Source organism: Cochleicola gelatinilyticus (assembly GCF_001637325.1).
GTDB lineage: Bacteria > Bacteroidota > Bacteroidia > Flavobacteriales > Flavobacteriaceae > Cochleicola > Cochleicola gelatinilyticus.
Map to the genome: position 1 here is coordinate 330093 of NZ_LRXL01000037.1, position 15317 is coordinate 345409.

At 37.5% G+C, this 15317-nt stretch carries 12 protein-coding genes; all 12 read right to left on the bottom strand.

Annotation, left to right across the window (positions count from 1 at the left end; genetic code table 11):
* Window positions 1–41: 41 nt before the first annotated feature.
* Window positions 42–356 carry a hypothetical protein gene (locus ULVI_RS09110; protein WP_068592009.1) on the bottom strand — a complete coding sequence of 105 codons (315 nt, stop codon included), beginning with the start codon at window positions 354–356 and terminating at the stop codon, window positions 42–44.
* Complete coding sequence (locus ULVI_RS15735) at window positions 356–1195, bottom strand: RHS repeat-associated core domain-containing protein (RefSeq protein ID WP_068592011.1); 840 nt, start codon at window positions 1193–1195, stop codon at window positions 356–358. The genes ULVI_RS09110 and ULVI_RS15735 overlap by 1 nt, the downstream gene beginning before the upstream one ends.
* Before the next feature lie 106 nt (window positions 1196–1301).
* Window positions 1302–1745: a DUF3788 family protein gene (locus ULVI_RS09120; protein ID WP_197463496.1), complete on the bottom strand. Its 444-nt coding sequence runs from the start codon at window positions 1743–1745 to the stop codon at window positions 1302–1304.
* 7 nt (window positions 1746–1752) lie between these two features.
* Window positions 1753–5868: a DUF6531 domain-containing protein gene (locus ULVI_RS09125; RefSeq protein WP_082830827.1), complete on the bottom strand. Its 4116-nt coding sequence runs from the start codon at window positions 5866–5868 to the stop codon at window positions 1753–1755.
* Window positions 5869–5872: 4 nt separating this feature from the next.
* A complete protein-coding gene (locus tag ULVI_RS09130) occupies window positions 5873–7213 on the bottom strand; it encodes a hypothetical protein (RefSeq protein ID WP_068592018.1) in 1341 nt (446 codons plus the stop codon).
* Between the two features lie 9 nt (window positions 7214–7222).
* The gene (locus ULVI_RS09135) at window positions 7223–9109 is read right to left on the bottom strand and encodes a type VI secretion system Vgr family protein (RefSeq protein ID WP_082830828.1); all 1887 of its coding nucleotides are present in this window, start codon (window positions 9107–9109) and stop codon (window positions 7223–7225) included.
* A complete protein-coding gene (locus ULVI_RS09140) occupies window positions 9061–9348 on the bottom strand; it encodes a hypothetical protein (RefSeq protein ID WP_068592022.1) in 288 nt (95 codons plus the stop codon). Before ULVI_RS09140 ends, ULVI_RS09135 begins: the two co-directional genes overlap by 49 nt.
* A gap of 116 nt (window positions 9349–9464) precedes the next feature.
* A complete protein-coding gene (locus ULVI_RS09145) occupies window positions 9465–10076 on the bottom strand; it encodes a hypothetical protein (RefSeq protein WP_068592024.1) in 612 nt (203 codons plus the stop codon).
* Between the two features lie 719 nt (window positions 10077–10795).
* Window positions 10796–12043 (bottom strand): hypothetical protein, encoded by a 1248-nt coding sequence (locus tag ULVI_RS09150; protein ID WP_068592026.1) that lies wholly within the window; start codon window positions 12041–12043, stop codon window positions 10796–10798.
* Between the two features lie 5 nt (window positions 12044–12048).
* Complete coding sequence (locus ULVI_RS15570) at window positions 12049–12447, bottom strand: hypothetical protein (protein ID WP_068592027.1); 399 nt, start codon at window positions 12445–12447, stop codon at window positions 12049–12051.
* Window positions 12448–13524, bottom strand: coding sequence for a PAAR domain-containing protein (locus ULVI_RS09160; RefSeq protein WP_068592029.1), 1077 nt, complete (start codon window positions 13522–13524; stop codon window positions 12448–12450).
* On the bottom strand, window positions 13525–15309 hold the full coding sequence (locus ULVI_RS09165) for a type VI secretion system Vgr family protein (protein WP_068592031.1): 1785 nt from the start codon (window positions 15307–15309) through the stop codon (window positions 13525–13527).
* Window positions 15310–15317: the final 8 nt, after the last annotated feature.

Sequence of the window (15317 nt, forward strand, 5' to 3'; positions counted from 1 at the left end):
TGAGTTTTTTTAAATATAAATTCTGTTAGATTTAATATTTTTTAGTTAAGTAACATGTTAGGAGAATTATTTTTTTTATATAATTCAATAACTTCCCATGTTTTTTTTGTCAAAACAAATTCCCAATTCCACGAATCAGCAGACCATCTTAAAATTTTTTCGATTTCTTGTGAAATATCATATTCATTATTTTCTCCAATATTCAGTTTCATTTTCTCTAACATTTTTATTGTTAAAGCAATTTGTAGATGAGTAAAACCATTTACTTTCATTAAATATTCATGCATAGATAAATTTGACAATTCTAAAATTAAATTTTCAATTTTCTCTATTAAATTTATATTTTTTGATATCATTAAAATAAGTTTATTAGCGGATTATCCACAATGAATTTTTGAATTTGACCACCAGAAAGATTTCCTTGTGCGGCGGCAGTACCCTCAAACATCTGTGTTCCTTCTTTGATTTGCCATTGTTTAATTGCCGTCATATCATTCCAATCTGGCTTGATAGCCAAACTATTTCTATTTGCTGGGAATGTTTCAAATAAATATCTTCCGTTAGCATCGGCTTTCAATCCATTATCGTGAAATCTAATTCCAAACTCATCTGCACCTGCTTTTCTAACTTTAATGGATTGTTTGTTAAAAGGTTCTAAGATACTTTTTCTTACATTTCTTGGAAGACCTCTATCTTTTAATATTTGCGACGCTTCTTTAATTCCGTTATATGAATCCTTTGGCTTAAAACTACACTCACTCAAACCGAAAATATCAACTAAAATATTTGAATCTCTTGTGAAGGCATAAATATTTGAGTTATTCCCGAGTAAACCTATCGGATCCTGACTCAAATACACCCCTTCATCGGCATTATAATACCGAAACCTATTATAATACAAACCAGTCTCTTCATCCTCATACTGGCCTTGATATCGAAACGGACAATCATTCAATGAACCTTTGGCTAAAGTACGAACCTTCCCATAAATATCGTATTCAACCTCCCATGTTTTTTCACCAGCTTCGTTGTACATTTCTACAGGTGTGCCCAAATAATTGGTGACAATCGAGTAGGAGTGACCATCTATAATTTTTGCGGCAGGTTTAAACGTACCTTCATCAAACACCCAAGTAACCAATTTATCTAATGGCTCAGGGCGGTCGTTCTCTAGTACTCCATCTTTATTTACCACCTTTTGGAGTTAATTTTATATAGTGATGCTGCGGCTCTAAAAATCGTATGCAAATTCGATTTTTATAGTGAACAATTGAATTTTTACTTTTGTATTGCAATCTAATTTATTCCGATAACAGTTCAACAATTTTAATTACATCCAATAAAGTATCTTGATCTATAAAGAAATCAACATTAGAGCTGTCATATTCTTCTCTGATTCTTTGAGCTGATTCAATACTTGTCTGAGTATTTTTACTAAAAGACTCTTTAATTTTGACAATTTTATTAAAAGAAGCATCTTTAAGGGTAAGGTCGCATTTTACCTGCCCGCCTTTTTCAGAAGAGGATAAATATATATCAAGGAAAAAAGATTTGACCTCGCTTCTATATCCATGAAAATACTTTCCTCTTCTCCCAGCGTTATCCCAAATTTCTAACTCAGGTTTATAATATAAACAGATGGCATTATCAAGTGTACAATAGTATTTGTAAAATTCATCACCAATTAAAGAATTAATTTCAATTGCTGTAGGTTCATTTATAAAGAACTTATATTTGGTTTTCATAATAGTCTTACCATTTTTTTCCAAAGGCAATTTGAGTTTCCATGCTATAAAACGCGCCTTTTGTTTTGCTTCCAGGCCCTCCGAGATTAACATATTTTGGATCTAATCCAATATCAATAACTGTATTTCCTTCTAAAATTTTATCTTCCAACCACTTTTTATTATTAGCTAAATTTAATTCATCAGGTAGAGTTTCATCAAATCCTTTCCAATAATCAGCGTCTATATTTTTTGCAGAAGGAATAACTCGATCTCCCATATTCCGGCCTATTACAATTGATTTCCCGTTTGTGCCAAGTTTAATTCGTTTTACTGTACTTCGTGGACCTATTTTATGTCCCACTTTTACGCTACAATCAGAAAGTCCGAATTTGTCTACATAAAAATTAATGTCCTTTACGTATGAATAAAGCGTAGGCATTCCACCTGCCAATCCAATCGGATCTTGACTCAAATAAACCCCTTCATCGGCACTATAATACCGAAACCTATTATAATACAATCCGGTCTCTTCATCTTCGTACTGGCCTTGATATCGAAACGGACAATCATTCAATGAACCTTTGGCTAAAGTACGAACCTTCCCATAAATATCGTATTCAACCTCCCATGTTTTTTCACCAGCTTCGTTGTACATTTCTACAGGTGTGCCCAAATAATCGGTGACAATCGAGTAGGAGTGACCATCTATAATTTTTGCGGCAGGTTTAAACGTACCTTCATCAAACACCCAAGTAACCAATTTATCCAATGGCTCAGGGCGGTCGTTCTCTAGTACTCCATCTTCATTTACCACGAGCTGTGGTCGGTCGTTTAGATTGTACTTCCATTCGTGGAGTGGCGTATTTCCGTCCCAAACAAACCGTGTAATTTTACCTCCTTTATGCGTTGGTTTTATTTTGGCTGTTCGACGGCCTAAGGCATCGTATTCAAATTCCACTTTTTTTCCTTCCGAAGTAATTACCGAACGCAACATGCCATTGCCAAACCACTCATATTTCCAGTTTCCTTTTGGAGTGATCTTTTTAATAAGATTTCCTTCTAGGTCGTACTTAAATTTGTTACCGTCGGCTTCGAGCAATTGCCCACCTTTACCGTATTTTCGGTCTTTCTGCCCTTTACTTCGGTATAAATTCCCTACTTCATCGGGTAACTTATAATCCATTTGCTTGTCTTCGTATTGCGCCCATGCGAGATTGCCGAATTCATCGTGCCCATAATTTACTTTTCCACCACTAATCTCGTTCACCATTTTTCGAAGTTGGTCGTTGGCATCCCAAGTATAACTCCGATTGCGAAGCTCCCTGTTCTGTCGACTCACTTTTTGTGCAATGGGGCGACCAGCGTGGTCGTATTCCATTTTTGAAACGATGCCACCGGGAAGCGATCGCTCCACTTCTTGCCCGATGGAGTTGTGTTTAAAGGAGGCGGTCCATAATCCATCTTTCGTTTTGGCATCGCCTTGCATTCCTTTATCCAAAATGGGCTCATCGGATGCAGATAGTAGGGAATTGTTAGTGCTCGTAGCAGATGCAGATACACCATTAATAAACCCAAATTTGTTTCGGTCTATATTAATGCTAGCGTCTAAGCTACTAGTCACTTTGGTGCGATTGCTCAATTTGTCGTATTGGCTTTCTACCGTATGCCCATCCTGAGTTTCTTTAATAATTCTACCGGCGTTGTCGCGCTCTAGAATAACATGGGTGTTTTGGTTTCGTGCTTCAATAAGGTTTCCAGCACGGTCGTAACTATAGGTTTCCCAGGTGCCGTCGTAATATTCGGCACGGGTTATTTTTCCGTTCAAGTCGTATTCATATTCCGTAAAGCGTTCTTCGGGGCGTTGTACCTTCAGAACTTTTCCTGCACGATCTCTAAAATAGTCACGTCGCAGACCGTCGAATCCGGTTTCATTAATAATCTCACCCTTGGCATTCCTTCCGAAGTAATAAAACTCTTCATGCTCGTTGTTTATCGCAACAAGTTCTTCTTCGGTATTGTATTTAAAATGAACCTTAGCACCATTCTCTTCTCGCAACTTTAAGCTTCCTAAAGGCGTATAATCGAAATGTATTTTGTGTCGTTTAGAATCTACAGTTTCAATAACTTCATCGTAGGCGTTGTATTTGAGTTTGATCGTATTTTTATCTGCCTGCTGAATTTTCTGTATCCGGTCCAGTTCATCATAGAAAAACTGTTGTTTGTGTTTTTCGGGATTGGTTGTTTGAACGCATCGCCCCCAAGCATCGTACACCCATGTGGAAGAAGCACCGTTGGGTAATTCCATCTCTTTTAGGTTGTGATCGGAATCGTATAACAGATTGGTCACATTATTTGCATTATCATGCACAGTATTAATGAGTCCTTTTTCGTTATAGGTGAATGAAGTTACTCCACCATCGGGCGCAATGGTCGCATGTAATCGTTCGTTTTTATACGCTCTAATTGTTGCTCCTCCAATGGGGTCTTGTGTAAGGATAAGTCGGTCTTTATCGTCGTATGCGAAAGTAATAATGCTTCCGTCGGGTTGGTGAATGCCAGTAAGATTGCCGCGTGCGTTGTAAGTATAGCCTGTTACATTTCCCTCTTGATTGATATCTCGATACGGCTCCATGAAATCGGTATATTCATGGAAAATATGTCCTCCTTCGGCATCGGTGACTTGAGTACATAAATGTAATGAATTGAAATAATAAATAGTTTCTGCACCTAACGAATTAGTCACAATATTATGTCCTTTTCGATAGTCGATATGTCCCGCTAAAATTCCATCGTCTCCCCAGGTTCGAATACACTTTGCTCCAGTAGTTTTTCCATCGTATTTCCAATAAAAAGCCTGTCCGTTACGATCAGTCTTTTTTACCATGAGGTGGTTTTCGTATTCCATCACGGTAGGTTGCCCTAAAGCGTCGATAATATGTGTAAGGTCACCCTCGTCGTTGTATCGGTACGAAATTAGCTCTCGCACATTACCTTCATGTGTAGCGGTGATCTTAGTGGCACGCCCCTGTGAATCTGTTGCAATATCGATCAACCTTCCCGCCGTATCGATAATGCGTTCTAGAACATGGGCAGCGTTGTGTACAAAGGTGACCTTAAAACCATCCTCGTTAGAAAGACGACTAGGCTTAAAAAGGGTATCTGTTTTTTTCTTAAAGGTATAGATTAGATTTTCATTGTGATCCTCAACGGTATAAGTATGACTATCAATGCACGTAAGGGTCATTTTTTCTGAACGGTCATAATACGAGTTTCCTTCTGCTATGAGGTACGGAAATGCCATAACGCGACCATCGGGCAATCGCATCACTATCGCATCGTCTGAAGCTTCAATGTGTAGTGCAACATCGTAGTTGCAATGAAAACCATGTCCCATTAATCCAGAATAATCTGAATCTGAATACCAATTACGCTCCCAACGCACTGGAATAATTCCTGGAATGCTAAAATCTTCTCCGTCGTACACCATTCGGCCTGTCACCAGATCGACAGGCTCGAAGCCCATTTTACACAATTTTTTTTGAAGTCCTTTAGTGGCGGGAAATTTCTTTAGGGCTTTGTTCAGCATTTTGCCTCCCTTCTTCATCAGCTTGCCAAAACCAAATCCAACTGCCATCTGCATGAGCATACCCATTACATCGGGCACATACGGTCCACCTACCATTACTGGTTTTCCTCCGCCCATGGGTAGGGTTGCAGAAGTGGGTAAATACCGACTTAAATTGGGTTTTTTGGGTTTTTTTCCTGGTGTTATTATAAGTGGAAGTCCGAGGTCGTTACACGTCATTAGCATAAAACCTGCCGCTGAAAAGTAATTCCCGTCAACGGCGACCCGATTGCTTCCGAAGAAATTCAACGAGTCGTGACCAATTAGGGGAGCCATTGCGAACGGACCACCCATGGGAATATGAAAATAGGTTCCAAGTACTCCCGAAACGCCACTATTTCCCCTTGGTACGGCATTCACATTGGTGGTAGAGCCTATATACGGAATATAATCCATAGGGTCCATAACCATACCAATAAATGGGTGGGGGATCGGTGTAGGTACTCCAGGCGGGATGATTACGATATGGATATCGATACCTAATATGGGGGTGAAATGTTTATTCGCTAACATCATAACCTTAGAATAAATTTGCTAAAGAAAATTTTCGCTTCTCTAATTGTTTTCGCTGTGCTTCGGTTTCCTCTCTCCAATTATCATTTTCGACCGTTTTCATAAAGGTATCTACATTTGTCGCTGCTTCCATATCGTTGCTTCGATCTAAGATGTTGTAATAATCGGCGGCGATAAATGGCATGCAACTGGCCTTAAGTATTTCTTTGTCTTGTTTTCTTCCGAAGTGATAGGCATCTTTAACCAACATGTTATATCGCTCTTTATCTTTCTTTTTAATTACATTATACGCCATCCACCACGCAGTAAGCGGTTGCTGAGGTTGGCCCATTTCTACTGCCGTATCTGCTTGTTTACAAAAGAGATCGGCTGCTTCTTCTTTTTTCTTCTGAAGCTGTTTGCTCGTCGCCATATAGCCGTAATACTGAATAAGCAACGTGGTGCATATTTTATCACCTGCTGTAATTCCTTGGTTTGTAATAGCAAGTCCTTTTGCAAGTAATGTGTCGATGGTTTCAAAATCTTTAAAACTGAAAAGCATACCAGCGTAGACAATGTGAGCAGTGGCAAAGTTGCTTTTACTGCCCGTTCGTTGCATGACTTCCATTCCTTTTTCTCCCCATTTGTGTACTTCGGCACGTTCTTTACGTCCCATTGCTTCAGACATATTTATAATGCAATGTCTAAACTGTACCTCGGGGTCGTTCGGGTCTCCAGCACTTGCTAATTTTGAAGTAGCTCCAGCAACGTCGAGTGGTACTTCCAATGATTTACAACACGCTGTATTTTTACTGAAGGTAGTATCGAAAAAACGTTCCTCAGCATAATCGAACAGCATAATACGTACATACTTCGGAATTTCTTCTTTAATTATATTCCGAATCCATTTGTCAAAGTATTTTGAATCGGAAACCAAATGCGGATACAGGCAGAGTGTTACAAATTGTTTCGGGTCTGGAAGTGCTCTTTGAAAATCGGATAACATCTGAAGCAGTAGAGCGTCGGCAGGTGTTGTCATTTCAGTGGCTACTTCGGCTTGGGGCGTGATATCCCAAGCGAGTTGTTTTGTGATATCAGCATCTCTTTTAAAAGCTTCCGCCCAATCTTTTATAAGCTGCTGACTATAGGTTTTCTCATCTTCGAAGTGGGAGAGGAGCACAAAGGTCATATCGGGAAGACTCCCATGCGCAGTAGATTCCAATTTTAAAAAGCCTTGATAAATACGTGCCTGTTCAGGTTTAATGAGCCAACGAACAACTTGAAAATGGTCGTTAGGGGTTACCTCCCGATTCCAGGCGTGCTGGATCTGACTTACTAATTGCGCTATAGGGTTGTGCTCGTTGCTCACAGAATTATTTTAGTTTAAGTTGACCATTCCACCTTTAACATTGGTTATCGCTTCTCCGTTAATGTCTACTAGCTTGCTTGATACAGTAACCATGGCTTCTCCAGCAACAGTTGTTTTAGGAGAAGTCATATCTGCAGTTGCACCTCCAGTAAGCTCGAGCTTTGTGCCAGCCGATCCGCTGAGTTCCTGTCCCGCAGTAATATTGCCGTTTTGAGTAGCCGTGATCATAATATCTTTTCCCGCGTTGAGTTCAATATTTTCGCCTGCATTAAGCGTAATATTTTTTAAAGAGGTGATCGTAATCCCATCATTTTTAGAATCGATGACCAGCGAGTTCCCATTTTTATCGACAATGGTAATAGTTTCATTTCCATCCTTGTCGTCGAATTCTATTTTGCTTCCGCTTCGGGTCTTAATGGCTTTTAAATCATTATTACTATTTGAGAAACTTCCCGAACCTGCGCTTTTATTATACAAACTTCCCATGACAAATGGGCGTTCGGCATTACCGCCTTCAAACCCTATAATGACTTCTTCTCCCACTTCGGGCATAAAGTGAAAACCTTTATCTCCACCGGCATGGGGTGCCATAACGCGAATCCAAGGTGTGGTCTCGCCTAGATCTTGTTGCCACGGAAATTGCACTTTTAAACGTCCCATACCATCAGGGTCGCTATTTTCCTTTACTACGGCAGTTTGCATTTCACTTTGAGGTGTTGCTGTAATATTAGTGAACGGATAGGCTTCAATTTCTGAAGTAATTGCCTCAAATTCATTTACATAATCTCCATTTTCATTATTGGTATGTGTTATTTGAGTAACTCTAAAGCTTCCTTCAGGAATTTTAACAATACTTCCTAATCTAATTCCTGGATTATCACTTATACCAGTAAGTACTACTTCTTGAATTGCAATTGCTTTTTTCTGTGCCTCTACACCACTTTCTAAGCGCTGTTTCGATTTTGGATCGTTAAATAAGTTGTTCCAGATTTTAGTCTCTTTACTGAAAATATCTTTAGACTTGTTAGAGACAAACGCATTAAAACCATTCGCACTAATGGATACTTCTTTGGCATCCTTTTCATGGATCTCATCCAGTAAATAATCGTTGGTGTAGAACTTATAGTTATTCGACTTCGGCATGAGGTTGATGTTGTACTCTTTAAGGTCGAAATTATATTTTAGAGAGAGTTCTTCTGTATCGGGTTTTCCGAAGATCAGTTTTTTTCCGTCGTAATAAAACCATTCTCCGTATTGGGCTGCCAATCGTGTAGCGTATCCAAAGCAACTTTCTTGTTGTTGCACCGAATAATGCAGAGAACTATCGGTAGCCGGTTGAACGGTAAGTTCTAATTTTGACTGATCGTATTCTTGAAAGGTTGTATTAATAATATCTGATAGTGATTTATCGAGATACGAAGCATTGTGTGGACCATCATCGGATAGAAACGTAGGACTTGAGGCCTTGATAATTACTTTATCGCCATTTCTTTGTCCGAAGCCCTTTGCATTTTTTACTCCTGTTACAATACCTTTAAACTCTAACTCCCCATATCCATCGTAATCATCGAACGAACCAATCTTTAAAGTGAGGGTTTCTCCAAGAAATTTTTTAGATTCTTCAGCAAGTGCGGCACTTAGATCTTCTAATACATCCATTCTACAAACGATTTCCAGTTCGTGATGACTTGCCAATTCTTGGGATAGAGTTAAAAACTGGAAAGTAGGAATTTCGGTGCCTCCTATAAATAATTTGGTAATTGATTGAAGTGCCATAATAATGTATTTATTCGTTCCTAGTAAGTATTTTGTTTCAGAAAAAATATTTTCAGAAAATTCTTTGCTTTTTAAAATTCGAGTCCTTTTTCCCATTCCATGGTGTGGACGGGCAGCCATTCGTTGTTCGATTCTTTATACCACACGGTAATGTTGGTGTCCTCATCTTTCGACCAAGTTGCTTCAAAAAGGTCGACATCTTCGTTTTCATCAAACAGTTCGTACAGTTCCATTCTAAATTCTACCACCCCCCCTTTCATATTAAATCGATCGGTTTCAAAGGGTTCTCCATAAGCTGCATTTGCTTGTGTGACAGACATTTTTTTTATTTCTTCAGTTTTAATTGTTTTTTTTTGCATGCTGTAAGAATTACTGTTGTTGGCGGTATTGCTTTGTTTTTCCTTTACTTGATTGCAGGATAAGAGACATGTTATTCCGAAGAAAAAAAATAGTTTTATATAAGAGCTGATTATCCTCATAGTAGTGCATTAAAATGAAACGTTGTGTTGGGTATTAAGGTTTGTAATTCTCTTAAAACAAAATCTAAATGTCGTTGCCGTAATTGGGCGCCATGATTCATGATACTTGCCCGATCTCTGAAAAAAGTATTTCCAGAACGGTATTCATCTCCATGACTTCCTCTAAACGCAAATGTTGAATTTCCTATGGAATGTCCAAATTCGTGTGTTATTCCTCGTTGCCCAGTAATACCGCTTAAGGTTTTAACACGTGTATCTAGACTATCTAAATTCATTACCCGTCTATTCCAGTTTACACTACTTACGGTTCTTGGGTTCGTTGTTTTGGTCATGTTTACCGTCCAGTGTTCACTAGTTTGCACCCATTTAATATCGAAATTGATGGTAAATACTGTACTTCTATTGTCTCTAGCAAAGACGGATGTTCCGGTAACATGGACTCTATAGTGACCCGCCCATTGTTGCCAGATTAAGGCATCGAGAGAGTGATGCATGTTTCTTTTTTGTTCTAAGGTCCATGGTGTCGTACCTGATTCGTTTAACCAGTTATATTTCCATTTTTGTTGCACAAGAACGGTATTATTCCGAGTATTCAGAATAAAATCCATACGGTCCGTATTTTTCCGATACAACATGTAATATGTATTAAATGATAAAACAAGGCACGAAACATTTCTGTTTGTGCTTAAAAATGAACGTTTTAAAGGTATTAATTTTCTGAGTAGCATCAAAGGTGAAATGCCGCAAATTGGAAGGGGGAAACCCCTTTAATACCAGATGGGAAAAAAAATCGGATGAGTGGTTTAAATAATTGGGTGAAAAGAAAATCAAAGCATGATTGTGAAAATCTAAAGCTGATTTCATCTTTTCTGTAGAGGTCGTAGTTTACCTGATGCATTTTAATAACTTCAGTTTGTTTATTAAAATGAAATGAAACTGAGTTTCAACCATAATTTTTATTCGTGTTCACCCTATCAGCTAGATTAGCATTTTCAAAATTTAATAGTTCATTTGCCTAGATTGTATAGCAATCGCTTTCTTCTCGAATTGCTGAAACTTTACTATCTCATTCAAGTTCTTTTGTTACAACTGAGTTGATTTTTTCAGTAAATTTTATAGTACTTAAATCGAATTTATTTTGTGAACTACAGGACATAAAAATGAAAAGTATCGAAAGTGTGTAAAAAACGCTTTTCATAAAGCTCGTTTGAAAGAGATTGAACCTAATAAGAAATATTCTTTTATATCTTTTTTTTTGAATGTGATGCTAAAACTTTCTTTTTTTGAATAAAAATAAAAGCAATTTTTTATATAAAGAGTAGGTAGCTTAACTAAAGAGCTTATTGAAAAACCCTTTTTTGCCTTCAATTTTTTCTTCGTTTATATCTTCATCTTCAGCAAAACTTGTTATTTTCTCTGAAGTTTGTAACGTTTGTAATAACAAATCGAACGCTCTATTATTCCTAGCAGCATTATAATAATCCTGAACTTTATTTGGACCTACTAATTCAATTAAAATAAGTTCATCAACTGTTTTAACTATTGAAATTCTAATAGATCCCTGAAAGTTTTTGCTCTTATCGATTATTGTACCAATAGACTGCCAATGTTCATTATAGTAATTATTTGCGGAAAATTGTGAGTTTTTTTCTAATTCAGATAGGTTTAGTGTAATATCGTTTGAAGTGAACCTTTCAGTTATTTGATTATAGAGTTTTTCTTTCGTTTCCTTTAACTCGGATATAAAGATATTGATTGCACCTTTAGTCTCTTTATTATCATTTTTATTAAAAATAGCAACTCTTTCAGGGTTTCCGTCTTTCGGTATAAATTTTCCTCCATTCCAAGAATTTGGGAAATAGAAGGAGAGATTATTTTTTTTTTTTGTGTCCAAGCGTTTTAGATCTTCTCCTAATTGGTAGTTCGATTTATTTATAAAATTCCACCCTGTAGCTATCGCCATAATTTCTTCGGAAAGATTTGGATAATCTTTTAAGCTGCAACTCACTTTTACTGAAACTATATTGAGCGTTTTAGTTGCGGGATCGTAATTTTTTTGAGCTGTTGATCTGGAAACAACTTTTTCTCCGTTAGGAAATTCTTTTATACTCAATGCGTCCAAATAAATACCAGCATCACCTTTAATCTCTCTTTTATCAATAATGGTTTCTTTGGTTATATCTAATAAATTATACAACCAATCACTGGGGTTTATTTCATGTTTAAGAGGTTGATATACTACTTGAACCTCTATATATGGAGTATCGTCTATGCGTCTATAACTTGCTATTTCTTTTATAGTATCTATTCCGGCGATGTTTTTTTCAGTAAGATTCGTTGGTTTTACATTATTCGGAATTTCAAGATAATAATGTAGAGAGCTATCCGACTTAGAATCGTCATTACACTTCCAGAAAGATTCTTTAAGTTTTGCATTTAATTCATCAGAATATTTTATAGGAAAATCAAGAGTTACATTTTCTTGTTCTTTGTTCATTTGTTTTTTTTTGTCATTCATATTACAAGAAATTATCAGTACTGATAGTATTACAATAGTAATTTTTAAATTTTTCATTTTTTTTAATTAAGCCATAGTCCGTACAAACCTAATACTACGCCAATAGTAAAAATTACATAGAAGGCCCAGACTATTTTCGATTTATTAACTATAAGCGTATTGATGAAAGAATTATTTTCATTATTTATTTTTTTCTGAAAGCCAAGAATTTTAGACCAAATAAGAGATACGACATATAAAGCAATCGTGTATAATAAATAGCAAAGAAAACTTGCATATATAAGGATTAGGGGATGATTTTCTCCCTGAATATTTCCTGTCTTTTTTAAAATAAAAAACAATAAGGTCAGAATAAAATACCCGATGATACTAAAAATAATTGTTTTTTTTGAAATCTTATCTTTCAAAAATAAAATCCCAATTATTATAAGAATACTTATTATAAATCCAATTTGTTCCATTTATTCGCCAATTAAAACTTTAGGTGTTCCAGAGATTACAGTTCCTGCATATATAATAGGGGGTGGAGGAGGTATAGGGGGCTCTTCATCATCATCAACTAACCATCCCCATTTTAAAGATACATCTAAATCGAATCCAAGACCTAAGAACAAAGCAACTTCTCCTGCTATCTTAAACCGTACATAATGATCATCGGTATCGACATATAATAAACCATCTCCTGCTGCACCTGCACTGGCAGCTGTACCAGAGATTTTTCCAGAAGCATCAAACAAAGGATTGCTAATACCTCCTTCTAGTTCTCCTTTAACTACTTGTGCTTCAGCACCAGCACCTGCACTAAAACCATAACGATTTTCACTCCCCCCTGTATATAACTCTGCATTTGCCTTAGCTTCAGCACTAAGCACCTCACCTGATGCTTTTCCATCTGCTCTCAAAATGTCTGAGTCACCCAATGACATATTCACATTTCCTTTTGCCATTGCCGCCGATGCATTTGCCTCTGCTCCATAAATTCCATTACTGCCATAAGCTCCAGCAGCACCTTGAGCCTTTAGAAATTCCATACCCATTCCACCGCCAATCACATCGTAACCACTTTCGGTAGTATACATTCCTTGTAAGGTAAAGTCTATGACCTCGGCTTCAGCAGATACATAATCGTAACTTCCGTCCCCTGTTTTATCTTTCATTGCGGCTTCAGCATAAAAAGCTTTTACTTTCGCGTTATCGGGACGGGAGGTTTTTACAGTTTTATCCTCATTCGTATTTTTTGCCCATGTTGCATTATAAATTTGATCTTGTGCTGCCCCACTAACTACTGGTGCTGGTGAAGGACTTGCAGCACAATCTGTTTTATCTCCCATTCTTGCTGCGGGAACTCCATTAATTAAGACAGATTTAGACCCTGCTACAATTGTACCGGAACCACCATGTTGAGGATCGGTACAAGTGAAAGGATCCCCCTTTCTTGCAGCGGGAGCACCACCAATTAATACATTGGGACTCCCCACAGTAATTGACCCCACATGTCCTGCAGTGTCTAATTGAGATCTGGCTGCTGGTTTACTCATCTAACTGTTTATTTTAATTAAAGAAGCAACAAAATCGGCCAATTGCCCACCATCGAGATTAAGTTTCTCAGTTGCTTTAATATCAATAGCTTTCGATTTTATTTCTATTTTATTTTTAGAACTAATTGAGGCAGCAGTTTTCTGACTTTCAATATTTAGATCATTTTCGGCACTTACAATAACTTGTCCTTCACCACCACCATCACCTGGTCTAGCACTAAAAGTCGCAATATTTCCTGCAATAGCAGATAAATTGTGGCGCGCAATAATTTCTATGTCCTGGCCCACCATTTTAATTTTTTTGGAAGCATTTACTTCAATATTTCCAGCTCCGTCGAAGAACATTGTACTCCCGTTTGAATCTGAAATAAAAATACTTCCATCTTTATCATTAAATAGAAATTCGTTTCCACTTCGGGTTCGAATGGCCTTTATATCGTTATCGGCATTCTGAAAAGCTCCGGCTTTCCCTGAACCATTATACAAGCTCCCCATTACATAAGGTCGCTCCGCATTTCCTCCTTCAAACCCAACTAATACTTCCTCTCCGTTTTCGGGAATAAAATGAAATCCTTTATCACCTCCGGCATGGGGTGTCACGATACGAATCCATGGTGTCATCTCACCTAAAGGTTTTTGCCAGGGTAGCTGAACCTTTATTCGTCCTAAACCTTCAGGATCTGCGTTTTCCATCACTACAGCAGATTGTGATTCACTGTGCGGATGCGTGCTGATGTTAGTATTCGGATAGGCATCAAAATCAGCTGTAATGGCTTTAAAGCTATTTTCGTAGTCTCCATTCTCATTTGTTAAATGTTCGATGCTGATGATACGGTATTTTCCGCCTTCAACCGCTACCACATTACCTATAGAAACACCGGGGTTGTCGCTCACTCCTAATAATGTTACCTGCTTTATTTCAATAGCTTTTTTCTGAAGTGCTACACTGCTATCTAAACGTTGTTTTGTCTTTTCATCGGTGTAGAGGGGGTGCCAAATTTTTGTTTCCTTGTTGTACATGGTGTTAGCCATATTACTTACAAAGCCACTGTAGCCATTAACGCCGGAAGTTATTTCTTTTGCGTCTTTTTCGTGAACAGCATCGGAAATATAATCGTTTGTAAAGAATTTATAATTGTGGGATTTTGGTGTTAACTCCAAATCATATTCTTTTAAATCAAATCCATAAGTTAATGCAAGTTCTTCAGTTCCCGGGGTTCCGAAGATAAGTTTTTTTCCGTCATAATATAACCACTCTCCATAACGTGCTGCAAGTCTGCTAGCATAAGCAAAAGAACTTTCATGGTGTTGAACAGCGTAGTGCAGGGTAGCATCGTCCTTTGGTTGAATAGCAATTTCTAACTTAGAAGCATCATACCCTTGAAACGTAGTATTGATAATTTCTGAAAGTGACTTGTCGATATAAGAAGCATAGTGCGGTCCATCATCTGTCAGTATAGTTGGGCTTTTTGCCGTGATAACTATTTCATCACCGGTATGATGGTTGAAACCTTTAACGGTACGTACTTGTGTTACAACACCTTTAAATTCTAGTGCTTTATATCCTGAAAAGCCATCTAAGGAGTTAATTTGAAGGGTGATTGTTTCCCCAAGAAAATTTTTACTTGTATCGCCAAGTGCACCCGATAGTGTTTCAAGCACGTCCATTCTACATATCACTTCTAATAAATGATGTGCGTCTATATGCTGCTGTAAACGAATATTTTTAAACACCGGAATTTTAAATCCACCAATAAATATCTCTGTTTTAGATTGTAATGCCATAGGATTTG

Bases quoted from the DNA above. Each gene is read 5' to 3' on its own strand.
- ULVI_RS09150 (WP_068592026.1), bottom strand. From the start codon at position 12,043: ATGAAAAATTTAAAAATTACTATTGTAATACTATCAGTACTGATAATT.
- ULVI_RS09110 (WP_068592009.1), bottom strand. From the start codon at position 356: ATGATATCAAAAAATATAAATTTAATAGAGAAAATTGAAAATTTAATT.
- ULVI_RS15570 (WP_068592027.1), bottom strand. From the start codon at position 12,447: ATGGAACAAATTGGATTTATAATAAGTATTCTTATAATAATTGGGATT.
- ULVI_RS09120 (WP_197463496.1), bottom strand. From the start codon at position 1,745: ATGAAAACCAAATATAAGTTCTTTATAAATGAACCTACAGCAATTGAA.
- ULVI_RS09160 (WP_068592029.1), bottom strand. From the start codon at position 13,524: ATGAGTAAACCAGCAGCCAGATCTCAATTAGACACTGCAGGACATGTG.
- ULVI_RS09145 (WP_068592024.1), bottom strand. From the start codon at position 10,076: ATGGATTTTATTCTGAATACTCGGAATAATACCGTTCTTGTGCAACAA.
- ULVI_RS09165 (WP_068592031.1), bottom strand. From the start codon at position 15,309: ATGGCATTACAATCTAAAACAGAGATATTTATTGGTGGATTTAAAATT.
- ULVI_RS09140 (WP_068592022.1), bottom strand. From the start codon at position 9,348: ATGCAAAAAAAAACAATTAAAACTGAAGAAATAAAAAAAATGTCTGTC.
- ULVI_RS09135 (WP_082830828.1), bottom strand. From the start codon at position 9,109: ATGGCTGCCCGTCCACACCATGGAATGGGAAAAAGGACTCGAATTTTA.
- ULVI_RS09125 (WP_082830827.1), bottom strand. From the start codon at position 5,868: ATGATGTTAGCGAATAAACATTTCACCCCCATATTAGGTATCGATATC.